Here is a 22,162-nt window from a genome sequence, read left to right as displayed (position 1 = left end):
GCGAAGCCGCTCAGAAATTGCCTTAGCAAGTCTCCAGAGGACTCTCCATTAGAAGAAACTTATTTCAACCACGCTGCGATACGTTCGATTGCTTCGATGATCTCGGCTTCGGAACCGGCGTAGGACATGCGCATCGAGCGATTACCTTCCAGCGGGTCGAAATCCAGGCCCGGCGTCGCGGCGACGTTGATCTCCGCCAACATCCGCTTCGCGAAGGCCATGCTATCATTGGTAAAGCGCGTTACGTCGACATAGGCGTAGAAGGCGCCATCCATCGGCGATGCGATGGACAGGCCGATCTCCGGCAGACGCTTCAGCAGAAAATCGCGGTTGGCCGCGTAGCTCGCCTTGTAGACATCGAGTTCCGCGGCCGCGCCGAGAGCGGCCGTCGCGGCGATCTGCGAGAGTTCGGGCGGCGAGATGTAGAGGCTTTGCGCGACGCGCTCGATCGGGCGCACCAGCCGCTCGGGCAGCACCATCCAGCCGATCCGCCATCCCGTCATGCAATAATATTTGGAGAAGGAGTTGATGACGATCGCCTCGTCGGTCAATTCCAGCGCGCTGGTCTCTTCGCCGGCAAAGGTCAGTCCGTGGTAGATTTCGTCTGAAATGAACGCGATCGAATTGGCCGCGCAATAGTCGGCCAAGGACTTCAGCCCCTGGCGGCCGGTCACGGTACCTGTCGGGTTGGCGGGGCTCGCCAGCAGAACGCCCTTCAGCCTGACATTGTTTGCCGTTTGCGCGGCCTCGAGACTCTCGGGCGTCAACGTGAAGTGGGTTTCGGCCGTTACCGGCACCTCGATCACCCTCAACCCCAACGCGCCGAGGATGTTGCGGTAGGCGGGATAGCCCGGCCGGGCAATCGCGACCGCGTCGCCGGCATCGAACAGCGAGAGAAACGCCAAATTGAAGCCGGCGGAAGAACCCGTCGTTATCGCGATCCGTGCAGGATCGATTTTCAGCCCGTGACGGCCGCGATAATGGTCGGCCAGCGCTTGTTTCAGTCTCGTCGTACCAAGCGCGTCCGTGTAGCCGATCTTGCCCTCCACAAGCGCAGCCTGCGCTGCCTCCCGCGCGGCCCGCGGCGCCGGATGGGATGGCTGGCCGACGGCCATGGAAATGACCGGATGGCCGTTCGCTCGCCGCCTTGTCGCCTCCGCCAGAACATCCATGGCATGAAAGGGTTCGACTTCGCTGCGTTGGGAAATGGAAAACAAGATCGCTTCTCTCTAACTTTGCTTGCGGCCAGACAATTGCCGCAATAATCGGGTCATCACAATCCCGCGATTGAACCGCGGATGCGAAAATTCCTGTTTGAAGACGACCGGACGCACCGTAATTTGGCGGCAGCGGCGTGCCGCCGTTAACCTGGCAGTGTTATTCGACGCCTAGAACCGACGCATGTAAACTGCTGATGACGAGGATATAATGGCCATACTTCCGAAAATCTTCACCGCGCTCGCGCTCACTGCCTCGGTGGCAACTGCCTATCCGGCGGCAGCACTCGACGACGCGCAGAAGAAGGAGTTCGGCGAGTTCATCAAGCAATACCTGATCGAAAATCCAGAGATCATGCTCGATGTTCAGGATGCGCTGCAGAAGAAGCAGGAGCAGGCGCGCCTCGTTAAAGCCAACGCCGTGATTGCTGACAACAAGTCGACGATCTTCGATTCGAAGTATGACTTGGCGATCGGCAACCCGAAGGGCGACATCACGATCGTCGAATTCTTCGATTACAATTGCGGCTATTGCAGGCATGCGCTTTCGGACATGCAGACGATGCTCGAAAAAGACAAGAACGTCCGCTTCGTGCTCAAGGAATTCCCAATCCTCGGACCGGAATCGGTTGCCGCACACAAGGTATCCGACGCATTCCGCAAACTGGCGCCGCAGAAATATAGCCAGTTCCACATCGCATTGCTTGGCCGCGACGGCCGCGCCGACGAAGCGAGCGCTCTCGAAGTCGCAGAGTCCCTTGGCGTCAGCGAAAAGCAGATAAGGGATGAGATGGCCAAGAGCTCCAGCGATGCTTCCGTCAAGGAAACCTATGACCTTGCTCAGAGCCTCGGCATCACAGGCACACCGTCCTATGTGGTCGGCAACGAGCTCGTTCAAGGCGCGGTTGGCTTCGACGACCTTGAAGCCAAGGTGAAGAATATGCGCGCCTGCGGCAAGACGAGTTGCTGAGGCGACGCTCATCAAATCGCCAAAATCGAAGCGTTTCAGCCATGTGGACAAATATGGCGTGATTCGGGCTGCGCTTCCCAAAGGGCTTTCATTAGGCCCGTGGGGAGTCTATAGGTTGCCGTCCCGCACTTATTGGAACATTCGATGACGCAAACGATATTCGTCCTGAACGGCCCCAACCTGAACATGCTCGGCAAAAGAGAGCCCGGCATCTATGGTGGCAAGACCCTTCAGGATATCGAGGCGGACTGCAAGGCGGCCGGGCGTGAGCTCGGCTTCGATATTGATTTTCGCCAGAGCAATCACGAAGGCACGCTCGTTGATTGGTTCCATGAAGCGAACGACAAGGCCGTTGGTGTCGCGATCAATGCAGGTGCCTACACGCATACGTCGGTCGCGCTCCACGATGCAATTCGCGCTATTTCCATTCCGGTAATAGAGCTCCATATCTCCAACGTTCACGCGCGGGAAGAATTCCGCCACAAGTCGATGATTGCGCCAGCGGTGAAAGGCGTCATCTGCGGCTTCGGGCCTTACAGCTATATTCTGGCGCTCCAGGCGCTGAAGAATCTTACGGCATAAAAAGAAGACAGGGCAAACACTCATGGCTGAGAAGAAAAACGGTATCGACCAGGCGCTGATCCGCGACCTCGCGAACATCCTCAACGACACGGATCTGACGGAAATCGAAGTCGAGCAGGACGATCTGCGCATCCGCGTTTCGCGCGCCGGCAACACCCAGTACATTCAGGCTCCGATGGCTGCGCCCGCGTTCGCAGCGGCTCCGGCCGTAGCGGCCCCGGCAGCTGCAGCACCTGCGGCTCCGGCAGCGGCGGTACGCAACCCTGCCAACACTGTCAGCGCTCCGATGGTCGGCACCGCCTACATGGCTCCGGCTCCCGGTGCACGCGCCTTCATCGAGCTCGGCGCGACCGTGAAGGAAGGCCAGACGCTGCTCATCATCGAAGCGATGAAGACCATGAACCAGATTCCTTCGCCGAAATCCGGGAAGATCACCGAAATCCTCGTCGAGGACGGAAGCCCCGTCGAATACGGCCAAGCCCTCGTCGTCATCGAATAAGGCGGGCGTCATGGTCTCGAAAATCCTCATCGCCAATCGCGGGGAAATCGCGCTTCGCGTGCTGCGCGCTTGCAAAGAGCTCGGCATCCCGTGTGTCGTGGTCCATTCGACCGCCGACGCCGACGCCATGCATGTGCGCCTCGCCGACGAGAGCGTCTGCATTGGTCCTCCGCCCTCACGCGACAGCTATCTGAACATCCACCAGATCGTGGCCGCCTGCGAGATCACGGGCGCCGATGCTGTGCATCCTGGTTACGGCTTCCTCTCCGAAAACGCCAAGTTTGCGGAAATCCTGGAAGCGCACGGCATCACCTTTATCGGCCCGACGGCGGAACACATCCGGCTTATGGGTGACAAGATCACCGCCAAGACGACCGCCCAGGAGCTCGGCATTCCTGTCGTTCCGGGTTCGGACGGCGAGGTAAAGACCGAAGAAGATGCGGTGCGGACGGCTGCCGAAATCGGCTATCCGGTGCTGATCAAGGCAACCGCCGGCGGCGGTGGTCGCGGCATGAAGGTTGCCAAGTCCGAGGCCGACCTGATCGAAGCCTGGTCGACGGCCCGTACCGAAGCGGCGGCCGCCTTCGGCAACGATGCGGTCTACATGGAAAAGTACCTCGGCCAGCCGCGCCACATCGAAATCCAGGTGTTCGGTGACGGCGAAGGCAATGCGATCCATCTCGGCGAACGTGATTGCTCGCTGCAGCGCCGCCACCAGAAGGTCTGGGAAGAAGCCAATTCCCCGGCTTTGAACGTCGAGCAGCGCATGAAGATCGGCCAGATTTGTGCCGACGCCATGAGGAAGCTGAAGTATCGCGGTGCCGGTACGATCGAGTTCCTGTACGAGAACGGCGAGTTCTATTTCATCGAAATGAACACCCGTCTGCAGGTGGAACATCCGATCACCGAAGCCATCACCGGCATCGACCTTGTTCACGAGCAGATCCGCGTCGCTTCGGGCGGCGGGCTCTCCGTCAAGCAGGAAGAGATCAACTTCAACGGCCACGCCATCGAATGCCGGATCAACGCCGAGGACGCGCGGACCTTCGTACCCTCCCCGGGCACGATCACCCACTTCCACGCACCGGGTGGACTTGGTGTTCGCGTCGATAGCGGCGCGTACCAGGGCTACAAGATCCCGCCGTACTACGACAGCCTCATCGGCAAGCTCATCGTCTTCGGCCGTACGCGCGTCGAATGCATGATGCGTCTGCGCCGCGCGCTCGACGAGTTCGTCGTCGACGGTATCAAGACGACGCTTCCGTTGTTCCAGGATCTGGTGGACAATCAGGATATCGCCAACGGCGACTATGATATCCACTGGCTGGAAAAATATCTGGCCAAGAAACCGGCGTAACAAAGAATGGCAGGATCGCGCAGGAAGTCTCCAGGCATAACACCGGAAATCCTCCTGCGCGCCTACTCTATCGGTCTTTTCCCAATGGCCGAATCGGCTGACGATCCAGAAATATTCTGGGTCGAGCCCGACCTTCGCGGCGTCCTGCCGCTCGACGAATTCCACGTTTCCAAAAGCCTCGCCAAGACGATCCGGCGCAAGCCGTTCGATATCCGCTTCAATTACGATTTCGACGCGGTCATTGCGGCCTGTGCGGCAGAGACCGGGGACAGGCCCAGCACCTGGATCAATCAGACCATCAAGACGCTATATTCGACACTGCATCGTATCGGCCATGCTCACTCGGTCGAGGCCTGGGACGGCGACGAACTTGTCGGCGGATTATACGGAGTGTCGCTGGGCTCGGCATTCTTCGGCGAAAGCATGTTCTCGCGGCGGACCGACGCCTCGAAGATCTGCCTCGTTCATCTGGTGGAACGGCTGCGCGCCAAGGGTTTCACCTTGCTCGATACGCAGTTTACGACCGAGCACCTGAAGACGTTCGGGGCGATCGATGTTCCGAAGAATGAGTACGCCCACATCCTCACGGCGGCAATGGAATCGCCGCACCTTGAATTCTAGGAACTAGTTGGCTGCCTTGTCAGGCGCGGGAACGTCCGAGTTCTGCTTGCAGTCCTTTAGCCAGACGTCATAGATCGGATGCTCTACGGCATTGAGGCCGGGGCTGTCGGCAAACATCCAGCCGGTGAAGATGCGGCGGATCTTACGGTCGAGCGTGATCTCGTCGACTTCCACAAAACCATCGATCTTCTGCGCTTCCGCCTGATCGCGCGAATAGCAGGCCTTCGGCGTCACCTGCAGCGCACCGAACTGCACGGTCTCGTTGACATAGACGTCGAAGGTGGTGATACGGCCGGTGATCTTGTCGAGGCCGGAGAAAACGGCAACCGAGTTCTCAATGCGGGCAGCGGAGGCAGCCTGCGGCAGAAGGATCGAGCCAAGCACCAGGGAAAGCCCGGCGGCACGCAGGAGCTGGATCCGCGTGATAAGCTTCATATCTGCCCGTCTCCACAGCGTCTGAAAATCGAAGGCCGCAATCGCTGCGGCCATTCTGCGGGTAATAGTCAATTGTGGCTAAAAGCAGGGTCGGCGACCAGCTTCTCAGTTGCCAGGCGTCCAGGCGTCGTAGTCGCCGGTAACCCGCGGACGTTCGCCGGGAACGACGAGCGAGCCCGGCGGACGATAAGCCTGCGGCGACCCGGTCGGGTTTGCGCGATGCGGCTTCTGCCATTCCTTGGCAACGTAGTTTTCCTGGCTCGGCGGGACATTCGTGCGATGATGCATCCAGCCATGCCAGCCCGGCGGAATTGCAGAGGCTTCGGCATAACCCTTGTAGATCACCCAACGCTTCGGAAGACCGTAGGATGACATACCGCCTTCGTAATAAACATTACCCAATTCGTCTTCACCGACGCGCTTGCCAAAACGCCAGGTCGCAAAACGCGTACCGATCGTCTGACCGTTCCACCAGGTGAAGATTTGCACGAGGAGATTCTTCATGTCTTTTCCTTGAGCTAGCCGGAAGGCAAGCGGGACCAGAATTTGATCCCTCGCTTATGCCGCCAGCGATCCGCATTGTCCAGTGATTCCGGTGCCACACCGGCTCATTTCAGCGCCATCTTGAAGCCGAGATGCGATTGCTTGAAACCAAGTCTTTCGTAGAAGCGGTGCGCATCCGTGCGGCTGGCATTCGACGTCAGTTGCACGAGCCGCAAACCGCGACGTTTTGCCTCCGCAATGGCAAACTCAATCATCTGGGCACCGATGCCCTGGCCACGCATGTCACCCCGCGTCTGCACCGCCTCAATGATCATCGACGAGGAGCCACGACCGATCAGCGACGTCACGACCATGGTCTGAAATGTGCCTACGACCTGCCCGTCACGCTCCGCGACGTAAAGCGTTTGGTCGGGCGATGAAGCAATCCGCTCGAAAGCCCGAAGATACTTGCCGAATATCTCGGGCGCGGTCGTGTCGCCGTGACCGCCGAGTTCATCAGCGGCAAAGATGGCAACCAGCGCGGCGACGTCGGAGCTGCGTGCCTCGCGAATCGTGGTTTGGCTCATGATCGTATTGCGGCCTAGCGCTGTTCGAGAAATTTTTCGAGGATCAGCGTCGGTATGCCGGATTGGCCCGGCCCGTCGTTTTCATTGCGGCCGACATCCTCGAAGCCGTGAGCATGGTAGAAAGCGATCGCCGCCTTGTTCCGCGGCTCGACCTCGAGGCGCATGATTTCGGCATCGGGAAAGCAGGTTTCCAACTCGGCAAAGATCTCCCGACCGATGCCCTGGCGATGCAGCGGCGGACGGACATAGAGCAGGTGCAGCATGACGGTTTTTGTCATCTCGTCGGACATGGCGGCATAACCGATGCCGCCGATGTCCTTGCCGTTGTCGGCAACGAGGAACTCCGCATTCTTCTTCGCCAGCCGCGCCTGAAGCGCAGCTGGCGAAAAAAGGTGAGCAATGATCTCATTCACCTTTGCTTCGCCGTAGAGGCCCGCGTAGGTTGCGCGAAAACCCTCATCTAGCAAAGTGCGCATCTTGCTGAGATCACCCTCGCTGGCAGTGCGCACGAAATACACGGTCTTACTCCTCGATGCCGAGCTTCGCTTTCACGAGAGCCTGGACGGCCTGCGGGTTGGCCTTGCCGCCGGTGGCCTTCATGACCTGACCAACGAACCATCCCGCAAGCGTTGGCTTGGCCCGGACCTTTGCGACCTGATCGGGGTTGGCGGCGATGATCTCGTCCACGGCCCGTTCGATCGCGCCGGTATCGGTCACCTGCTTCATGCCTCTGGTTTCGACGATCTCGGCCGGATCGCCACCCTCGTTCAGCACGATTTCGAACAGGTCCTTCGCGATCTTTCCGGAAATAGTCTCCGCTTTGATGAGGTCAATGATCGCACCAAGCTGAGCCGGCGAAACGGATGTTTCCTCGATGCTCTTGCCCGTGCGGTTCAGGGCGCCGAGCAGATCGTTGATGACCCAGTTGGCAGCCGTCTTGCCGTCGCGGCCTTCCGCCACGGCTTCGAAATAGTCGGCGATCGCCTTTTCCGAGACCAGGACGGAAGCATCGTAGATCGAAAGACCGAGTTCGCGCACGAAGCGCTCCTTCTTGTCATCAGGCAATTCCGGCAGGTCGGCTTCGAGCGCCTTGACGAAGGCATCGTCGAACTCCAGCGGCAGCAGGTCCGGATCCGGGAAGTAGCGGTAGTCGTGCGCATCTTCCTTGGAACGCATCGAACGCGTCTCGCCCTTGTTCGGGTCGAAGAGACGGGTCTCCTGCTCGATCTGCCCCCCGTCCTCAAGAACGCCGATCTGGCGCCGGGCTTCATATTCGATTGCCTGGCCAATGAAGCGGATGGAGTTGACGTTCTTGATCTCGCAACGCGTGCCGAAGCCTTCGCCCGGACGACGGACGGAGACGTTGACGTCAGCGCGCATCGAGCCTTCGTCCATGTTACCGTCGCAGGTGCCGAGATAGCGGACGATCGAGCGCAGCTTCGTCATGTAAGCCTTGGCTTCATCCGACGAGCGCATATCCGGCTTGGAGACGATCTCCATCAGCGCGACGCCCGAGCGGTTCAAGTCGACGTAGGACATGGTGGCATGCTGGTCGTGCAACGACTTGCCGGCGTCCTGCTCCAGATGCAGACGCTCGATGCCGATCTCGATATCCTCGAACTGACCCTGGCGATCGGGGCCGAGCGAGATGATGATCTTGCCCTCGCCGACGATCGGATCCTTGTACTGCGAGATCTGATAGCCCTGCGGCAGGTCGGGATAGAAGTAGTTCTTGCGATCAAACAGCGAGCGCTTGTTGATCTGCGCCTTCAGGCCCAGGCCAGTCCGGACGGCCTGCCTGACACATTCCTCGTTGATAACGGGCAACATGCCGGGCATGGCCGCATCGACGAGCGACACGTTGGAATTCTGCGGCTTGCCGAATTCCGTTGCTGCACCCGAGAACAGCTTCGAATTCGACAGCACCTGCGCATGGACTTCCATGCCGATGATGACTTCCCAATCGCCAGTGGCGCCGGGAATGAAGCGTTTCGGATCGGGCGTGCGAACGTCGACAATGGTCATTGAGATGCTCTTTTCAGGCTGTTCTGTTCAACTGGTGAGGTAACGGAAATGGCTTGCCGGTGCAAGGCTTTCGGCTATTCCGCGGCGGGGAGCCAACCGGTTTGGGGCGTGTTAACTCAATGTCGCTAGCGTGACCCGCATGATGGCAACCGATATCCTCAAGTTCATCGCGCTTTTCCTGGCACTGAATGCCTTCGTGTTCTCGATCTATTTCCTCGACAAGCAAGCCTCTCGCCACCATGGCACGCGGATCAGCGAGAGGACCTTGCTGACGCTTGCATTCGTCGGCGGCAGCCTCGGCGCTGTTTGCGCGCAACGGCTCCTGCGCCACAAGACCCGGAAGGAACCCTTCCGATCGAACCTCAGAGCGATCGTCGTCTTTCATGTGGTGGCCACGCTTCTGCTATCGGGCGCTCTCGGCTACTTCACGCTGGAAGGTCAGTTGCTAGACTAGCCCGTAAGTGCCATCGTCCGCAGATTCCAATGACTTTGACAGGCCGACGGACGGCAAATCACGATCGAGCTTGGGATTGTAGGCAATTGATAGCCAATGAATTGCGTATCCATGCTTCTGGAAAAAGCTGATCGCTTCGGAGTTCCCTGAGTGCGTCTGCATCATCGCCGTATCGAACCCCTGCGCTGCGATGTCTTCTTCGATATTCTGCAAGAGTGCCGTTCCGAGACCATGACCGACAAAGGCAGGATCAATCCAGAAATCCGAAATCTTCTCGTCGAGGCTCTCGCGTGCTGCCCATCCTGCCGGATGTCCGTTCCATTCGATGACAGTGGCGGTGATCCAGCTACTTGCGACGAAATTGAAAAACGCACTTCGGGCGGCATCGACCATGGCATCCCCTTCGCCGATGGCCGCCATGGCCTTCTGCCAGGCTCTTACTCCGATCTCGCTCAAGAGCTCCGCTTCGTCTTCGCGGGCATTGCGAATATGGATCAACACTACCTCCGCGTTTCCACGAAAGTAAATCACCGAATCACCCCGTTCTCCAAGCCTTGCGTTTCGTGCGCGAGGCGCGGCAGAAAGATCCTCTATCGGTTGCAAATCTTGACGCGATGTCGCCCAGCCAGTATCAAGGCCGCATGTTGAATTCGTCTTCTCAGACCCGGTAGAGGCCCTGCCCGCAGGTTTTCCTTGCGCGCACGGGCCCGAAAAAAGCGAAGCCCTGACGCCTCTTCGGGCGCCAGATCGTTTTTGCGCGCCTTCATGGCGCAAGACCGGATCAACATTCCATGGATATTTCACGCACGGAGCAGCGCATCCTGCACCTATTGGCCCAAGGTGGCCGCATTGAAATCGAACGCGACGACAACCGGAAAATCGAGGCCGTAAAATGCTTCACTCGCGACGGCTGGGTCTATCCCGGCTTCGGCCTCGAGCTGTTTCGGAAACTGAAGCAGAAGCGGGCCATCAAATCGTCGGGCGGCAAGCCTTACCGGATCACCGAACGAGGACTGGTTCTCGTAAGAGCAGAACAGGACAACAGATAGCTGTCCAAGCCGCGCGTCGCATGGCGCGCGGCTCCCTTCAAAGGTGTTTGGAAAGCGCCGCCTTCATCACCGACCATTCTTCGGCAACCGTACCGCTTCCGCGGCGTTTGCCTGCGCGGCGATACCAATAATCGGCATTCCAGTCGTCGCCCTCGATGCGGTGGCAAATGGCATGCCCCCAGTCGAAAGGTGCCTCGCCCTCATGCGCCTGGCAGACTTCATGCACGGCTTGCCATTCAGGACCCACGGTGAAACCTGCCGCCGATAGGCGGTCGAATGCTTCGATCATCAGCGTGATATCTGACGCCGACATGAGCCTCCTCCTGGGTGTCACCAGCGATGGACAAACGCGAAATCCGCGACCCCTGAGGTAGCGGACTCAATCACCCGACAACGAAGCGGCCGCCTCTTGGGCGGCTGATACCGATGCGACTCGTTACCACCACTTGGCGGGCGTGAACTTGCCTGCGGCCTGTTCGATCACATGCGCCGTCTTGAAGAGCGTTTCTTCATCGAACGGCTTGCCGATCAGCTGCAGACCGAGCGGCAGGCCGCCATGGTCCAGGCCAGCAGGAACGGCGATACCCGGCAGGCCGGCCATGTTCACCGTCACCGTGAAGATGTCGTTCAGGTACATCTTGACCGGATCGGAGGCGAGATTCTCATCGGCGACGCCGAAGGCGGACGAGGGGGTTGCGGGCGTCAGGATCGCGTCGACGCCGGCGTTGAACGCCAGTTCGAAGTCGCGCTTGATCAGCGTGCGGACCTTCTGGGCCTTGATGTAATAGGCGTCATAGTAGCCGGCCGAGAGGACGTAGGTACCGATCATGATGCGACGCTTGACTTCCTTGCCGAAGCCCGCTGCGCGCGTCTTTTCGTACATGTCGACGATGTCCTTGCCATCGACGCGCAGGCCGTAGCGGACGCCGTCATAGCGGGCGAGGTTCGACGAGGCTTCGGCCGGGGCGACGATGTAGTAGGCCGGCAGGGCATATTTGGTGTGCGGCAGCGAGATGTTGACGATCTCGGCGCCGGCGTCTTTCAGCCAGGCAATTCCCTGCTGCCAGAGCGTTTCGATTTCCTCCGGCATGCCATCGACACGGTACTCGTTCGGAATGCCGATCTTCATGCCCTTCAGCGACTGGCCGAGGGCTGCCTCATAGTCCGGAACCGGCAGATCGACGGAGGTCGTATCCTTGGGATCGACTGAGGCCATCGACTTCAGGAGGATTGCGGCGTCGCGCACATCGCGCGCGATCGGGCCAGCCTGATCGAGCGACGACGCGAAGGCCACCGTGCCCCAGCGCGAGCAGCGGCCGTAGGTCGGCTTGATGCCGACCGTGCCGGTGAAGGCTGCGGGCTGGCGGATCGACCCGCCGGTATCGGTTGCCGTGGCGCCGGCGCAGAGGTGAGCTGCAACGGCTGCTGCCGAGCCGCCGGAGGATCCGCCGGGCACCAGCTGCTGGTTGGAGCCGGCCGAACGCCAGGGGTTGATCACTGCGCCGTAGTAGGAGGTCTCGTTGGAGGAGCCCATCGCGAACTCGTCCATGTTGAGTTTGCCGAGCATCACGGCACCGTCGTCCCACAGGTTCTGGGTGACGGTCGACTCGTAATGCGGCTTGAAACCGTCGAGGATGTGGCTGCAGGCCTGCGTATGAATACCTTCGGTGGCGAACAGGTCCTTGATACCGAGCGGGATGCCTTCAAGCGCACCGCCCTTGCCGCTGGCAAGCCGCCCATCGGAGGCTTCGGCCATCTGCAGCGCCTTCTCCGGCGTAACCTTGACGTAGGCGTTGAGCTTGTCGTTGGCGGCCTCGATCGCCGAGATGTAGGCCTCGGTCAGTTCGGTCGCTTTGATCTCCTTGGCGCGCAGCTTCGTACGGGCTTCGGCAATGGTCAGGCTGGTAAGTTCGCTCATGGTAATTCGCTTCAAATCTGGAATGGCAACGGGTTCGGAAAGCGGCGAAAAGCCTTATTCGACGACCTTGGGTACCAGGAAGAAATTCTGATCGGTAACGGGCGCATTCGAGACGATGTCGGCGGCCTTGTTGCCTTCGGTAACTTCGTCCGTGCGCTTCTTCATCTTCATCGGCGTGACCGATGTCATTGCCTCGACGCCTTCGACATCGACTTCGGAGAGCTGCTCGACAAAACCGAGGATACCATTCAACTCGCCAACCATGCGGTTTGCCTCTTCCTCCGAAACGGCAATACGGGCAAGGCGCGCTACGCGCTTAACGGTGGCAAAGTCGACGGACATGACATTCTCCGGATAGGATTTTTCCTACCCGCTATAAAGGCCATGCCCGCCACGTGCAACGGGCATGGCCTTTGGATTGTGTAGAATTCCGCGACCGAAGTCGACGCGGTTCAGCGGACCTCGACTAGAGAGAAAGGCTTTCGCCCGGCGTCGGCGTTTTCACCGCCGTCTTCGATCCATCCATGCCGGAGACAAACTTCTCGGGCGTCTGGTCGATGATCGGGAACGTGCCGTAGTGGCAGGGTATGGCGGTCTTGAAGTTGAAGTAACGCTGGCAGGCGAGAGCGGCAACCGCGCCGCCCATGGTGAATCGGTCGCCAACCGGCACGAATCCGATATCCGGCTGGTGCAGTTCGTTGATCAGCGCCATGTCGGAGAAGATGTCGGTATCGCCCATGGCAAGAATAGAAGCCTCCTCGTCGAAATGCAGCATCAGGCCGTTGGCATTGCCGAGCGCATGAGAGACGCCGTCCTCGGTGATCTGCGCGGACGAATGCAGCGCATTGGTGAAAGTCGCCGAAAAACCGTCGAACGAGATCGTGCCGCCGGTGTTGCCCGCTTCGATCTTCGTCAGGCCCTTCGAACCTAGCCAGGCGGCGAGATCGGCATTGGCGAGAACGACCGCACCGGTTTCCTTGGCAAGCGCAACCGAGTCGCCGACATGGTCGCCGTGACCGTGCGTCAGAAGAATATGCGTGACGCCGCGGGCAACATCCTTTGCAGCCTGCCCCGCAAAGGACGGATTGTGCGTGAGGAACGGATCCAGCAGGATTTTTGCCCTTCCGATCTCGATGCGGAAAGCAGAGTGACCAAGCCAAGTGATCTTCATGAAATTCTCCTTTATTGCCGATGCAAAAGCCTGCTTTGCTCGTTATGGACATATCCGATGCCGCTACAAAGAAAAGCGGCACTGCTTCAAATTCTTTTGACGGGATGGAACGACGATGACGGTGCTGACGATCGAAGAACTGGCAACTGCGCTGCAGCCGGGACAGGCGATCGCGGGTCTCGATCTCGGCACGAAAACGATCGGGCTTTCGATGTCCGATCTCGGCCGGCGCTTTTCGACGCCGCGCCCTGTCATCAAGCGCGAGAAATTCACGATCGATGCGGCAACGTTGCTGGAATTTGCCGAGAAGGAGAAGGCCGCGGCCTTCGTCATCGGCCTGCCTATCAACATGGACGGATCGGCCGGGCCGCGCGTGCAGGCAACACGCGCCTTCGTGCGCAACATGGAGCAGAAGACCGCCTTGCCCTTCGTCTACTGGGACGAGCGTCTGTCGACGGTCGCTGCCGAGCGCGCGCTACTGGAAATGGACGTATCGCGCAGGCAGCGTGCCGAGCGCATCGACTCGGCGGCGGCAAGCTTCATTCTTCAAGGAGCGCTCGACAGGCTTTCCTTGCTCGGCAGAGCGGCATGGGACGATTTCGATGCGTGACGGGCACGCCACCATGCGGTGATCGCCTTACGCCGGCGGAACCCAATAATTGCGAAAACGACAAGACTGTCGACGACGATCGCACGGGCGACCAGCGGCGGAATGGTTTCCGGAGGAATGCCGAGCACCTTCCCATAAATCTCGAAGGTCAGGTCATGGACTTGCCTGCTGAGCATGAAGATACCGAAATTCATGTCGTAGTAAGAGAGCCAGTACCATCCCGCTAGGAAGACAATGGGACCGGCCCAGAAGATCAGGAACCACTTCATGCGGTCGTCTCTCGTTCTTTTCGAATGGATAGTCCCTCGTAAGACACCGCCCATATCGACAACGCCATCGAACCCAGAACCAGCGCCGGTACGGCAATATCCAGCGCAAGCACAGCGAAAAACATCATCGCGGCAACAAGAAACGTGGCTCTCGCGATTTTGGTTCCCATGGTCCCAGACACCCAACATTTTGGACTGCCCAGCAACGTGACTTGTTAACCGCGAGAGCGCAACGTAAACCATTTGTTAAGGTTAACGCGTAACGGGACGCCTGTGGATGGCCGAACTCGCCTCAGCCGTAGACTCCGCGAACGATGCGCTTCAGGGCGGTCGCCGCCTTCTCCCAATCCCTCGGCGTTTTCAATGCGAGGCCCGCGCATTGATCGCTCGAGGACGCGGAAAGCACGAGATGCTGGATAGCTGCGATCAGAATCGCATTGACGGCCAGGACGTCGACACCCTTCGGCGGCGTCAGCGATCCGCGCATGCGATCGAGCCAGTTTGCCAAGGCCTTCGACCGCGCCTCCGAAAGCCGCCTCACCTGCTCGGTGTTTTCGGAAACTTCCCAGGCGACGATGCGGCGAACAAGCGGATCGTCTCGCAAGGCCTCGAGGAACAGCAGCGATAGCCGCTCCATCAGATCGCCGTAAGTCAGGAGAAACATGCCGCCGGTATCTTCGGGAATGCGATCCTTGACCCAGGTACCAAGATCCGCGCCGATCGCCTCCACCAGCCCGTTGAGGCCGCCATAGTAGCGGTAGATCAGCTGCTTGTCGCACCCCGCGCGGCGGGCAACGGCGTTGATGCCGAAATTCTGGAACCCCTCCTCCGCCAGCAGCGACTTGGCTGCCCAGAGGATCGCTTTCTCCGTCGCGCTTCGGTCGCGGATACGCTTTTCGGGTTCGACGACGACGCTGCCGACTACGGGCGCCAACACCATGGGATCATTGAGCATCAGGGATTCGGTCCGAATTGTCACTTTGCGGTGAGTAGCAACGCCGCTCGGACCCGGCAACGGACAGGCCGCTCAAAGATTGTGGACAGTTTGCTATGGGTGCAAACAGGTGAGCAGGTGTCACCGCTCAGCGACACAAGTGCTGTGCCCCTAGAGTTTCTGCCCAAACCAGACGGTCCGGTCGGAAGGCTCCACCAGCGGTGGAGCGAGGCGGGCGAAACCACGAGAGCCCCAGAATCGTACCGCACCATGATTGCTCGCGCTGGCTCCGAGGTGGACACCCTCCACGCCTGCCTCCAGCGCATCGGCAAACCATCGATCGAGCAGCTTGGTGCCCATCCCCTGTCCCTGTAATCGCGGCAGGAGGTTCATGTGGATGTGGGCCGGAAAGGATTCGACCAGCGCTGCAGGCGCATGCGCCGGGTGATGGATTGTGGCAATGCGCTTCTGATCCGCGTCCCAGCCGGCAGAATCGCCCTGCGGGTCGGCGTAAACCTTGCGAAGCGCCGGCCACCACTCGCGCTCCAGCCGCTCCTCGAAGGAACGCGTGTCGTGAACGCCGACGATATACCCGGCCACGCCCTCAGAATCTTCCGCCACTAAAGCGGTTTCCGGACTGAGCAAGACGTAAGGCGCAGCATAGATGTGTCCGATCAGCTTGCCGTCGCGATGCAATCTGGTCGCATCGCCGCCAGCATCGCCCGTCACCAGCGATATCAGATAGATCTGCTCGAGATCATCGGTGCGGATGGGACGCAGCGCTGTCATCAGCTTGCCGGCGGATAAAGAAGATCGACGATGTAGCTGGCGTCGAAACGTGAATCCAGCATGCCATAGGTCGAGCGCCAGCCGCCCGCGAGGCGGGTCTCGATGAAGGCATCGGCGATCCGCCCCGCCCCAAGGCGATAAAGCTCGGCGGCGCCGGCGGCGAGCGCCAACTGCTCGACCAGGAGGCGCGCAGCGCCCTCGTCCCGCTCGCAGAGCGCCATGGCGGCGCGCAGCACATCAATCGTCTTCTTCCCGGCCGGGCCGAGATCGCGCGCGAGCCCGGCAAACACCGTCTCGAAGAGATCCTTGCCGCGGTTCAGAATGCGCAGCACGTCGAGCGCCATGACGTTGCCCGAGCCCTCCCAGATCGCATTGACCGGCGCTTCGCGATAATGACGAGCGATCGGGCGCTCCTCAATGTAGCCGCTGCCGCCGATGCACTCCATCGCCTCGTAGATCAATGGCGGCGCGATCTTGCAGCACCAGTATTTCGCAACCGGCGTCATGACACGCGCGTAGGCTGCTTCTTCAGCGCTGCCGCGCGCCTTGTCGAACGCATCGGCAAGGCGGAAGGACAGCGCTGTCGCCGCCGCCACATCGAGCGCCATATCGGCCAAGACGCGCGTCATGATCGGCTGGCTGACCAGCATCTTGCCGAAGACGCTGCGCCCACGGGTGTGGTGCACGGCTTCAGCCAGCGAGGCGCGCATAATGCCCGAGGAGGCCAGCGCGCAGTCGAGCCGCGTCAGTGTCACCATGTCGAGAATAGTGCGGATACCGCCATCCGGCGTACCGAGCAGAAATCCGAACGTATCGCTGAATTCAACTTCTGACGAAGCATTGGAGCGGTTGCCGACCTTGTCCTTCAGACGCTGGAAGTGCAGGCCGTTTGCCGAGCCATCTTCCAGCAGACGTGGAACGAGGAAGCATCCCATTCCATCCTTCGTCTGCGCCAGCATCACGAAGGCGTCGCTCATCGGCGCCGACATGAACCACTTGTGACCGGACAGACGGTAAATGCCTTCGCTGACCTTTTCCGCCGTCGTCGTGTTGGCGCGGACGTCAGTGCCGCCCTGCTTCTCGGTCATGCCCATGCCGATGGTCACGGCGGACTTCTGCATGGCCGGCTTGTTGGTGGAATCATATTTGCGCGACAGGATCTTCGGCGCCCAGTCCTTCTGCACGGCCGGCGAAGCCGACAGCGCCGCGACGGACGCACTCGTCATCGTCAGCGGGCACAGGTGACCGGATTCCAGCTGTGCGGTCAGGTAGAAGCGCGCTGCCCTGACCTTGTGCGCCTGGTTCTTCGCCTCGGTGTCCGCCTGCGGATCCCAGACCGACGAGTGGAGTCCCGATGCCATCGAACGGCGCATCAGCGCGTGCCACGCCGGGTGGAATTCGACGACATCGAGCCGCTCGCCGCGCGGACCGTGCGTGCGCAGCTGCGGCGTGCCCTGATTCGCCATGCGCGCCAGCTCCTGCGCTTCCGGCGAGGTCACGTACCGCCCCATATTGTCGAGGTCGTCGCGGATCCCACGCGGCAACGTGCCGGTCAGATCGACGATCAGCGGATCGGACCTGTAGGCATTGATGCCGGACCAAAGGCTCGGCTGGTTGAGTTCGGCAAGTTTCTCTTCGGCAGGCGTCATGAATCGCTTCTAGTGTAAGAGGCAGGCAAAGGGAAACCGGAAGTTATAATTTCCCTACCTCTGCAATAGTTGAATTCGGGTAAAATTGCAGGGGGAGACGGGCCTTTGCCCACAGCGCAAGCTTGCCGCCGCCCGGCTCACTCTTTATAGACCCCGCAGACGACAGCAAGAGGCAGGTTCATGGTCTTCTTTCCCCACCGCCACCTCATCGGTATCAAAGGGCTCACCGAGCAGGATATCACCTTTCTCCTCGACAAGGCCGACGAGGCCGTCAAGATCAGTCGGCAGAGAGAGAAGAAAACCTCGACGCTGCGAGGCCTGACACAGATCAACCTGTTCTTCGAAGCTTCGACGCGCACCCAATCTTCCTTCGAGCTCGCCGGAAAGCGCCTCGGCGCCGACGTGATGAATATGTCCGTCGGCAATTCTTCGGTGAAGAAGGGCGAGACGCTGATCGATACGGCGATGACGCTGAACGCGATGCGGCCCGATGTGCTTGTCATCCGCCATTCGAGCGCTGGTGCCGCCGCCTTGCTCGCGCAGAAGGTTTCCTGCTCGGTGGTCAACGCCGGCGACGGCCAGCACGAGCATCCGACCCAGGCGCTTCTCGACGCGCTGACAATCCGCCGCGCCAAAGGCAAGCTGTCGCGCATCATCGTCGCGATCTGCGGCGACGTCCTGCATTCGCGCGTGGCGCGCTCGAACATCCTTTTGCTGAATGCCATGGGCGCACGCGTGCGAGTTGTCGCGCCGGCAACGCTACTGCCGGCTGGCATCGCCGACATGGGCGTCGAGGTCTTCCATTCCATGAAGGAGGGCCTGAAGGACGCTGACGTGGTGATGATGCTGCGCCTGCAACGCGAGCGCATGTCCGGGGCCTTCGTGCCGTCGGTTCGCGAGTACTATCACTTCTATGGGCTCGACGCGGAGACCCTCAAGGCGGCGAAGGAAGATGCCCTCGTCATGCATCCCGGCCCGATGAACCGTGGCGTCGAGATCTCCTCCGAGGTTGCGGATGGACCGCAGAGCGTGATTGCAGAACAGGTGGAAATGGGGGTCGCGGTGCGCATGGCCGTGATGGAGACGCTGCTGGTCTCGCAAAATCAGGGTCCGCGTACCGAAGGAGCCGGCGCATGAAGAACTCGATCGTCCTCAAGAACGTTCGTATCATCGACCCCTCGCGCAATCTCGATGAAGTCGGCACGATCATTGTCAAGGATGGCATGATCGTGGCAGCCGGCGCGGATGCGCAGAACCAAGGAGCGCCCGCTGGCGCCGACGTGCGCGATTGCACCGGTCTCGTCGCCACCCCAGGCTTGGTGGATGCCCGCGTCCATATCGGTGAACCCGGAGCCGAACATCGCGAGACAATGGCATCGGCGAGCCGTGCGGCGGCAGCCGGCGGCATCACTTCGATCATCATGATGCCGGATACCGATCCTGTCATCGACGACATCGCGCTGGTCGAGTTCGTCAAGAAGACGGCGAAGGACAAGGCGCTGGTCCACGTCTATCCGGCTGCGGCGATCACCAAGCATCTTGCCGGCGAGGAAATGACCGAGATCGGCCTGCTGATGGAAGCGGGCGCAGTCGCGTTCACCGACGGCCGCTCGAGTGTCCACGACACGCAGGTCCTGCGCCGGGTGATGACCTATGCGCGCGAATTCGGCGCGGTGATATCCTGCGAGACCCGCGACAAATATCTCGGCGCCACCGGTGTCATGCATGAGGGACTGTTTGCCAGTTGGCTCGGTCTCGGCGGCATCCCGAAGGAAGCGGAACTGATCCCGCTCGAGCGCGACCTGCGCATCGCCAAGCTGACGCGCGGCAACTACCACGCCGCGATGATCTCCGTGCCGGAATCGGTCGAGGCGATTGAGCTTGCCCGGAGCCGCGGTGCGACCGTGACCTGCGGCATCTCGATCAACAATCTCTCCCTCAATGAGAACGACATCGGCGAGTACCGCACCTTCTTCAAGCTCTACCCGCCGCTGCGATCCGAAGACGATCGCGTCGCGATGGTGGATGCGCTGGCGCGCGGCGCGATCGATATCATCGTCTCCTCGCATGATCCGCAGGATGTCGACACAAAGCGCCTACCGTTCGGCGAAGCGGCTGATGGCGCCATCGGCCTTGAAACGATGCTTGCTGCGGCACTCCGCCTGCATCACAGCGGCCAGGTCAGCCTGATGCGCCTCATCGATGCCATGTCGACGCGGCCGGCGCAGATCTTCGGCCTCGAGGCGGGCACGCTGAAGCCGGGCGCGAAGGCAGATATTACGCTGATCGACCTCGATGACCCTTGGCTGGTTTCGAAGGACATGCTTCTTTCCCGCTCGAAGAATACGCCGTTCGAAGACGCGCGCTTCAGCGGACGCGCTGTAGCGACCTATGTCGCCGGACAGTGCGTGCATAGCATATAAAAAGACCACCGGAGGGGAACATGGTCTCGGATCTTATGACCTGGCAGATCACGCTGCCTATCGCGCTCGTGGCTGCCGCCATCGGCTACTTGCTCGGCTCCATTCCTTTCGGCCTGATCCTGACGAAGGCAGCCGGGCTCGGTGACGTCCGCAGCATCGGATCCGGCAATATCGGCGCGACCAATGTGCTCAGAACCGGCAACAAGAAGCTTGCAGCCGCAACGCTTCTTCTCGATGCTCTGAAGGCGTCTGCAGCAGCCTCGATCGTCGGCTATTTTTTGGGCAGCGAGGCGGCGCTGATCGCCGGCTTCTTTGCCTTTATCGGTCACCTCTTCCCGGTCTGGATCGGCTTCAAGGGTGGCAAGGGTGTTGCCACCTATATCGGAACACTGCTCGGCATTGCGCCGATCATGGTTCTCGTCTTCGCCGCGGTCTGGCTGGCCGTCGCCTTCACGACCCGGTACTCATCGCTTTCAGCACTGGTTGCAATGCTTGTAATTCCGGTTGCATTGTGGATACTGGGCGCCGAGAAGGTTGCAGCTGTTATGGCCATCATGACTATTATCTCCTACTGGAAGCACAAGGCCAATATCTCCCGCCTGATGAGCGGGACGGAAACCAAGATCGGGGCGAAGGGATAGGATGGACGCTCTCAGCGCCGCGTGGCTGCGTCTCATTCGCTAGGACAATGTCGGGCCTGCGACCTTTCGCGATCTCGTCAATCACTTCGGATCCGCCGAGACGGCGCTGGCCGCCCTGCCCGAGCTTTCTGCGCGCGGCGGCGCCACGCTCTCCATCCGGATAGCGACGGAGAGCGAAGCGCATAAGGAGTTGGAGGCCGCGCGCCGCTTCGGCGCCCGCTTTGTTGGCATCGGCGAGCCAGAATACACACAGGCGTTGAAGCAAGTCGACGTGCGCCGCCGCTGCTTGCCGTCAAAGGCAATCTCGCCGTCTCTTCGCAGCCTGGCGTCGGTATCGTCGGCTCCCGCAATGCCTCCATCAGCGGCGCCAAGTTCCCCGCCACGATTGCGCGCCAGTGCGGCCGAGCCGGCTATGTCGCGGTCTCCGGCCTTGCGCGCGGCATAGATACCGCAGCGCATCGTGCAAGCCTCGATACCGGAACGGTGGTCGCCATGGCCGGAGGTCTGGATCAGCCCTACCCGCCGGAGAATGCCGATCTGCTTGACGATATCTGGAATGGCAACGGGCTCGCCGTCAGTGAGATGTCGTTCGGCTGGGAACCGCGGGCACGCGACTTTCCGCGCCGAAATCGGCTCATCGCCGGCGTTTCGCTGGGGGTCGTTGTCGTCGAAGCAGCGATGCGCTCGGGCTCGCTGATCACCGCAAGACTGGCCGGCGAGTTTGGCAGGCTGGTATTTGCGGTGCCGGGTTCACCGCTCGATCCGCGCTGCCATGGCACGAATGGATTGTTGAAAGACGGTGCCATGATTGTCACGACGCCAGATGACGTCACCGAAGCTCTGGCGCCCCTCTCGCAGATCGAACGGTACTCAACGCCGGTCGCCGAGGAGCCGGAGCGCGAGGGTGGCCGTTCGATGCTTCCGCCCGACGAATCCGATCGCTCGCTTTTCGTCGATGCGCTCTGCCCGACGCCCGTCGAGATCGATGATATCATCCGTCACACCGGTTTGCCGGCGGCTTCGGTTTGTCTTGTCCTGCTGGAGCTTGATAATGCCGGACGGCTTCATCGCCATCCCGGCGGCTTCGTCTCTCTTGCGATTGGCGACTGAGATCCCTACATCCGGGCCTGCAGATCGCCGGCCTCCACATAGGCCATCACGATCAGATGCAGAGCATATCGGCGTTCTCTTTTTCCGCCACTCGCCGCAACTCAGCCAGCATCTGCCTGATGAACGCGATGTTCTCTTGCGAGCCGGATCGTCCGGTATCTTTCTTTGCGAACTTGGCCGCCATGGGATAGTCTCTGAGGAAAGAGAAACGCCGCCTTTCGGCTAGCCCGAACCACACTCCAAAAACGATACCTAAATTATCCTAACTTGCAATACGTTCGCTATCTCGCATTGGTTGCATCGCGTTGTAATACGCAAAAATGAGGTCAGACCACTTGACCGAAACGATTTCCCTGTCCATGTCGAAGA

Annotated in this window: 27 protein-coding genes and 1 pseudogene; 12 read left to right on the top strand and 16 right to left on the bottom strand. The window is 60.3% G+C overall.

Features of this window, described 5'->3' with window-relative positions; genetic code table 11:
• Positions 1 to 59 precede the first annotated feature (59 nt).
• Positions 60 to 1,217, bottom strand: a complete 1,158-nt coding sequence (locus AC1DPR_RS10200) for a pyridoxal phosphate-dependent aminotransferase (protein ID WP_018856999.1) — start codon at positions 1,215 to 1,217, stop codon at positions 60 to 62.
• 211 nt (positions 1,218 to 1,428) lie between these two features.
• Between AC1DPR_RS10200 and AC1DPR_RS10195 the strand changes: the two genes are divergently transcribed.
• The 5 genes from AC1DPR_RS10195 to aat all read left to right on the top strand — a co-directional run bounded on the left by AC1DPR_RS10195 (position 1,429) and on the right by aat (position 5,246).
• A complete protein-coding gene (locus AC1DPR_RS10195) occupies positions 1,429 to 2,187 on the top strand; it encodes a DsbA family protein (protein WP_018857000.1) in 759 nt (252 codons plus the stop codon).
• 144 nt (positions 2,188 to 2,331) lie between these two features.
• Positions 2,332 to 2,769 (top strand): type II 3-dehydroquinate dehydratase, encoded by a 438-nt coding sequence (gene aroQ, locus AC1DPR_RS10190; protein WP_018857001.1) that lies wholly within the window; start codon positions 2,332 to 2,334, stop codon positions 2,767 to 2,769.
• Between the two features lie 22 nt (positions 2,770 to 2,791).
• On the top strand, positions 2,792 to 3,268 hold the full coding sequence (gene accB, locus AC1DPR_RS10185) for an acetyl-CoA carboxylase biotin carboxyl carrier protein (protein ID WP_018857002.1): 477 nt from the start codon (positions 2,792 to 2,794) through the stop codon (positions 3,266 to 3,268).
• Between the two features lie 10 nt (positions 3,269 to 3,278).
• The gene (gene accC, locus AC1DPR_RS10180; RefSeq protein WP_018857003.1) at positions 3,279 to 4,625 is read left to right on the top strand and encodes an acetyl-CoA carboxylase biotin carboxylase subunit; all 1,347 of its coding nucleotides are present in this window, start codon (positions 3,279 to 3,281) and stop codon (positions 4,623 to 4,625) included.
• A 6-nt stretch (positions 4,626 to 4,631) separates the two neighbouring features.
• Positions 4,632 to 5,246: a leucyl/phenylalanyl-tRNA--protein transferase gene (aat, locus tag AC1DPR_RS10175; RefSeq protein ID WP_018857004.1), complete on the top strand. Its 615-nt coding sequence runs from the start codon at positions 4,632 to 4,634 to the stop codon at positions 5,244 to 5,246.
• A gap of 3 nt (positions 5,247 to 5,249) precedes the next feature.
• Here aat and AC1DPR_RS10170 read toward each other — a convergent pair whose 3' ends face one another.
• The 5 genes from AC1DPR_RS10170 to gatB all read right to left on the bottom strand — a co-directional run bounded on the left by AC1DPR_RS10170 (position 5,250) and on the right by gatB (position 8,776).
• Positions 5,250 to 5,681 carry a DUF2155 domain-containing protein gene (locus AC1DPR_RS10170; protein WP_029792474.1) on the bottom strand — a complete coding sequence of 144 codons (432 nt, stop codon included), beginning with the start codon at positions 5,679 to 5,681 and terminating at the stop codon, positions 5,250 to 5,252.
• Positions 5,682 to 5,786: 105 nt separating this feature from the next.
• Complete coding sequence (locus tag AC1DPR_RS10165; RefSeq protein ID WP_007792741.1) at positions 5,787 to 6,185, bottom strand: NADH:ubiquinone oxidoreductase subunit NDUFA12; 399 nt, start codon at positions 6,183 to 6,185, stop codon at positions 5,787 to 5,789.
• 104 nt (positions 6,186 to 6,289) lie between these two features.
• Positions 6,290 to 6,751 carry a GNAT family N-acetyltransferase gene (locus AC1DPR_RS10160; RefSeq protein WP_018857006.1) on the bottom strand — a complete coding sequence of 154 codons (462 nt, stop codon included), beginning with the start codon at positions 6,749 to 6,751 and terminating at the stop codon, positions 6,290 to 6,292.
• Between the two features lie 14 nt (positions 6,752 to 6,765).
• A complete protein-coding gene (locus AC1DPR_RS10155; RefSeq protein ID WP_029792475.1) occupies positions 6,766 to 7,269 on the bottom strand; it encodes a GNAT family N-acetyltransferase in 504 nt (167 codons plus the stop codon).
• A 4-nt stretch (positions 7,270 to 7,273) separates the two neighbouring features.
• Positions 7,274 to 8,776 (bottom strand): Asp-tRNA(Asn)/Glu-tRNA(Gln) amidotransferase subunit GatB, encoded by a 1,503-nt coding sequence (gene gatB / locus AC1DPR_RS10150; RefSeq protein WP_113470099.1) that lies wholly within the window; start codon positions 8,774 to 8,776, stop codon positions 7,274 to 7,276.
• A 139-nt stretch (positions 8,777 to 8,915) separates the two neighbouring features.
• On the opposite strand from gatB, the gene AC1DPR_RS10145 reads away from it, so the two are divergent.
• The gene (locus AC1DPR_RS10145) at positions 8,916 to 9,230 is read left to right on the top strand and encodes a DUF1294 domain-containing protein (RefSeq protein ID WP_018857009.1); all 315 of its coding nucleotides are present in this window, start codon (positions 8,916 to 8,918) and stop codon (positions 9,228 to 9,230) included.
• Here AC1DPR_RS10145 and AC1DPR_RS10140 read toward each other — a convergent pair.
• A complete protein-coding gene (locus AC1DPR_RS10140; protein WP_113470098.1) occupies positions 9,222 to 9,728 on the bottom strand; it encodes a GNAT family N-acetyltransferase in 507 nt (168 codons plus the stop codon). The two genes, AC1DPR_RS10145 and AC1DPR_RS10140, sit on opposite strands and share 9 nt — an antisense overlap.
• A gap of 293 nt (positions 9,729 to 10,021) precedes the next feature.
• On the opposite strand from AC1DPR_RS10140, the gene AC1DPR_RS10135 reads away from it, so the two are divergent.
• The gene (locus tag AC1DPR_RS10135) at positions 10,022 to 10,279 is read left to right on the top strand and encodes a YjhX family toxin (protein WP_007792755.1); all 258 of its coding nucleotides are present in this window, start codon (positions 10,022 to 10,024) and stop codon (positions 10,277 to 10,279) included.
• A 37-nt stretch (positions 10,280 to 10,316) separates the two neighbouring features.
• On the opposite strand, the gene AC1DPR_RS10130 is transcribed toward AC1DPR_RS10135, so the two are convergent.
• The 4 genes from AC1DPR_RS10130 to AC1DPR_RS10115 form a co-directional block, all read right to left on the bottom strand.
• Positions 10,317 to 10,592: a hypothetical protein gene (locus tag AC1DPR_RS10130; protein ID WP_018857011.1), complete on the bottom strand. Its 276-nt coding sequence runs from the start codon at positions 10,590 to 10,592 to the stop codon at positions 10,317 to 10,319.
• A 123-nt stretch (positions 10,593 to 10,715) separates the two neighbouring features.
• Positions 10,716 to 12,197, bottom strand: a complete 1,482-nt coding sequence (gene gatA, locus AC1DPR_RS10125; RefSeq protein WP_018857012.1) for an Asp-tRNA(Asn)/Glu-tRNA(Gln) amidotransferase subunit GatA — start codon at positions 12,195 to 12,197, stop codon at positions 10,716 to 10,718.
• A gap of 54 nt (positions 12,198 to 12,251) precedes the next feature.
• Positions 12,252 to 12,539 carry an Asp-tRNA(Asn)/Glu-tRNA(Gln) amidotransferase subunit GatC gene (gene gatC, locus AC1DPR_RS10120; protein WP_018857013.1) on the bottom strand — a complete coding sequence of 96 codons (288 nt, stop codon included), beginning with the start codon at positions 12,537 to 12,539 and terminating at the stop codon, positions 12,252 to 12,254.
• Between the two features lie 124 nt (positions 12,540 to 12,663).
• Entirely contained in the window at positions 12,664 to 13,368 is a 705-nt protein-coding gene (locus AC1DPR_RS10115; RefSeq protein ID WP_018857014.1) for a metal-dependent hydrolase, read from the bottom strand.
• 115 nt (positions 13,369 to 13,483) lie between these two features.
• On the opposite strand from AC1DPR_RS10115, the gene ruvX reads away from it, so the two are divergent.
• Positions 13,484 to 13,978 (top strand): Holliday junction resolvase RuvX, encoded by a 495-nt coding sequence (gene ruvX, locus AC1DPR_RS10110; protein ID WP_018857015.1) that lies wholly within the window; start codon positions 13,484 to 13,486, stop codon positions 13,976 to 13,978.
• On the opposite strand, the gene AC1DPR_RS10105 is transcribed toward ruvX, so the two are convergent.
• The 4 genes from AC1DPR_RS10105 to AC1DPR_RS10090 form a co-directional block, all read right to left on the bottom strand.
• Positions 13,915 to 14,247: a DUF6105 family protein gene (locus AC1DPR_RS10105; protein WP_018857016.1), complete on the bottom strand. Its 333-nt coding sequence runs from the start codon at positions 14,245 to 14,247 to the stop codon at positions 13,915 to 13,917. The two genes, ruvX and AC1DPR_RS10105, sit on opposite strands and share 64 nt — an antisense overlap.
• Positions 14,248 to 14,539: 292 nt before the next feature.
• Positions 14,540 to 15,202, bottom strand: a complete 663-nt coding sequence (locus tag AC1DPR_RS10100) for a TetR/AcrR family transcriptional regulator (RefSeq protein ID WP_018857018.1) — start codon at positions 15,200 to 15,202, stop codon at positions 14,540 to 14,542.
• Positions 15,203 to 15,352: 150 nt separating this feature from the next.
• The gene (locus AC1DPR_RS10095) at positions 15,353 to 15,970 is read right to left on the bottom strand and encodes a GNAT family N-acetyltransferase (RefSeq protein ID WP_018857019.1); all 618 of its coding nucleotides are present in this window, start codon (positions 15,968 to 15,970) and stop codon (positions 15,353 to 15,355) included.
• Positions 15,970 to 17,619, bottom strand: a complete 1,650-nt coding sequence (locus AC1DPR_RS10090) for an acyl-CoA dehydrogenase family protein (protein WP_018857020.1) — start codon at positions 17,617 to 17,619, stop codon at positions 15,970 to 15,972. Before AC1DPR_RS10090 ends, AC1DPR_RS10095 begins: the two co-directional genes overlap by 1 nt.
• 180 nt (positions 17,620 to 17,799) lie before the next feature.
• On the opposite strand from AC1DPR_RS10090, the gene AC1DPR_RS10085 reads away from it, so the two are divergent.
• The 4 genes and pseudogenes from AC1DPR_RS10085 to dprA all read left to right on the top strand — a co-directional run bounded on the left by AC1DPR_RS10085 (position 17,800) and on the right by dprA (position 21,793).
• A complete protein-coding gene (locus AC1DPR_RS10085) occupies positions 17,800 to 18,756 on the top strand; it encodes an aspartate carbamoyltransferase catalytic subunit (protein ID WP_018857021.1) in 957 nt (318 codons plus the stop codon).
• A complete protein-coding gene (locus AC1DPR_RS10080) occupies positions 18,753 to 20,042 on the top strand; it encodes a dihydroorotase (protein ID WP_018857022.1) in 1,290 nt (429 codons plus the stop codon). The genes AC1DPR_RS10085 and AC1DPR_RS10080 overlap by 4 nt, the downstream gene beginning before the upstream one ends.
• Before the next feature lie 20 nt (positions 20,043 to 20,062).
• On the top strand, positions 20,063 to 20,683 hold the full coding sequence (gene plsY / locus AC1DPR_RS10075) for a glycerol-3-phosphate 1-O-acyltransferase PlsY (protein ID WP_018857023.1): 621 nt from the start codon (positions 20,063 to 20,065) through the stop codon (positions 20,681 to 20,683).
• Position 20,684: 1 nt separating this feature from the next.
• A pseudogene (dprA, locus tag AC1DPR_RS10070) lies at positions 20,685 to 21,793 on the top strand (DNA-processing protein DprA).
• Between the two features lie 52 nt (positions 21,794 to 21,845).
• Here dprA and AC1DPR_RS10065 read toward each other — a convergent pair.
• Positions 21,846 to 21,977 carry a hypothetical protein gene (locus tag AC1DPR_RS10065; RefSeq protein ID WP_477816239.1) on the bottom strand — a complete coding sequence of 44 codons (132 nt, stop codon included), beginning with the start codon at positions 21,975 to 21,977 and terminating at the stop codon, positions 21,846 to 21,848.
• Between the last annotated feature and the right edge of the window lie 185 nt (positions 21,978 to 22,162).

It is taken from the genome of Rhizobium sp. 01T417, from assembly GCF_056398905.1.
The sequence above is the reverse complement of the archived record's forward strand: the minus strand, read 5'-3'. Positions and strand labels throughout refer to the sequence as shown.

Excerpts from the sequence above, each read along its gene's own strand:
- AC1DPR_RS10195 (WP_018857000.1), top strand. The coding sequence starts at position 1,429 with ATGGCCATACTTCCGAAAATCTTCACCGCGCTCGCGCTCACTGCCTCG.
- aroQ (WP_018857001.1), top strand. The coding sequence starts at position 2,332 with ATGACGCAAACGATATTCGTCCTGAACGGCCCCAACCTGAACATGCTC.
- accB (WP_018857002.1), top strand. The coding sequence starts at position 2,792 with ATGGCTGAGAAGAAAAACGGTATCGACCAGGCGCTGATCCGCGACCTC.
- accC (WP_018857003.1), top strand. The coding sequence starts at position 3,279 with ATGGTCTCGAAAATCCTCATCGCCAATCGCGGGGAAATCGCGCTTCGC.
- aat (WP_018857004.1), top strand. The coding sequence starts at position 4,632 with ATGGCAGGATCGCGCAGGAAGTCTCCAGGCATAACACCGGAAATCCTC.
- AC1DPR_RS10170 (WP_029792474.1), bottom strand. The coding sequence starts at position 5,681 with ATGAAGCTTATCACGCGGATCCAGCTCCTGCGTGCCGCCGGGCTTTCC.
- AC1DPR_RS10165 (WP_007792741.1), bottom strand. The coding sequence starts at position 6,185 with ATGAAGAATCTCCTCGTGCAAATCTTCACCTGGTGGAACGGTCAGACG.
- AC1DPR_RS10160 (WP_018857006.1), bottom strand. The coding sequence starts at position 6,751 with ATGAGCCAAACCACGATTCGCGAGGCACGCAGCTCCGACGTCGCCGCG.
- gatB (WP_113470099.1), bottom strand. The coding sequence starts at position 8,776 with ATGACCATTGTCGACGTTCGCACGCCCGATCCGAAACGCTTCATTCCC.
- AC1DPR_RS10145 (WP_018857009.1), top strand. The coding sequence starts at position 8,916 with ATGATGGCAACCGATATCCTCAAGTTCATCGCGCTTTTCCTGGCACTG.
- AC1DPR_RS10135 (WP_007792755.1), top strand. The coding sequence starts at position 10,022 with ATGGATATTTCACGCACGGAGCAGCGCATCCTGCACCTATTGGCCCAA.
- AC1DPR_RS10130 (WP_018857011.1), bottom strand. The coding sequence starts at position 10,592 with ATGTCGGCGTCAGATATCACGCTGATGATCGAAGCATTCGACCGCCTA.
- gatA (WP_018857012.1), bottom strand. The coding sequence starts at position 12,197 with ATGAGCGAACTTACCAGCCTGACCATTGCCGAAGCCCGTACGAAGCTG.
- gatC (WP_018857013.1), bottom strand. The coding sequence starts at position 12,539 with ATGTCCGTCGACTTTGCCACCGTTAAGCGCGTAGCGCGCCTTGCCCGT.
- AC1DPR_RS10115 (WP_018857014.1), bottom strand. The coding sequence starts at position 13,368 with ATGAAGATCACTTGGCTTGGTCACTCTGCTTTCCGCATCGAGATCGGA.
- ruvX (WP_018857015.1), top strand. The coding sequence starts at position 13,484 with ATGACGGTGCTGACGATCGAAGAACTGGCAACTGCGCTGCAGCCGGGA.
- AC1DPR_RS10105 (WP_018857016.1), bottom strand. The coding sequence starts at position 14,247 with ATGAAGTGGTTCCTGATCTTCTGGGCCGGTCCCATTGTCTTCCTAGCG.
- AC1DPR_RS10100 (WP_018857018.1), bottom strand. The coding sequence starts at position 15,202 with ATGCTCAATGATCCCATGGTGTTGGCGCCCGTAGTCGGCAGCGTCGTC.
- AC1DPR_RS10095 (WP_018857019.1), bottom strand. The coding sequence starts at position 15,970 with ATGACAGCGCTGCGTCCCATCCGCACCGATGATCTCGAGCAGATCTAT.
- AC1DPR_RS10090 (WP_018857020.1), bottom strand. The coding sequence starts at position 17,619 with ATGACGCCTGCCGAAGAGAAACTTGCCGAACTCAACCAGCCGAGCCTT.
- AC1DPR_RS10085 (WP_018857021.1), top strand. The coding sequence starts at position 17,800 with ATGGTCTTCTTTCCCCACCGCCACCTCATCGGTATCAAAGGGCTCACC.
- AC1DPR_RS10080 (WP_018857022.1), top strand. The coding sequence starts at position 18,753 with ATGAAGAACTCGATCGTCCTCAAGAACGTTCGTATCATCGACCCCTCG.
- plsY (WP_018857023.1), top strand. The coding sequence starts at position 20,063 with ATGGTCTCGGATCTTATGACCTGGCAGATCACGCTGCCTATCGCGCTC.
- AC1DPR_RS10065 (WP_477816239.1), bottom strand. The coding sequence starts at position 21,977 with ATGGCGGCCAAGTTCGCAAAGAAAGATACCGGACGATCCGGCTCGCAA.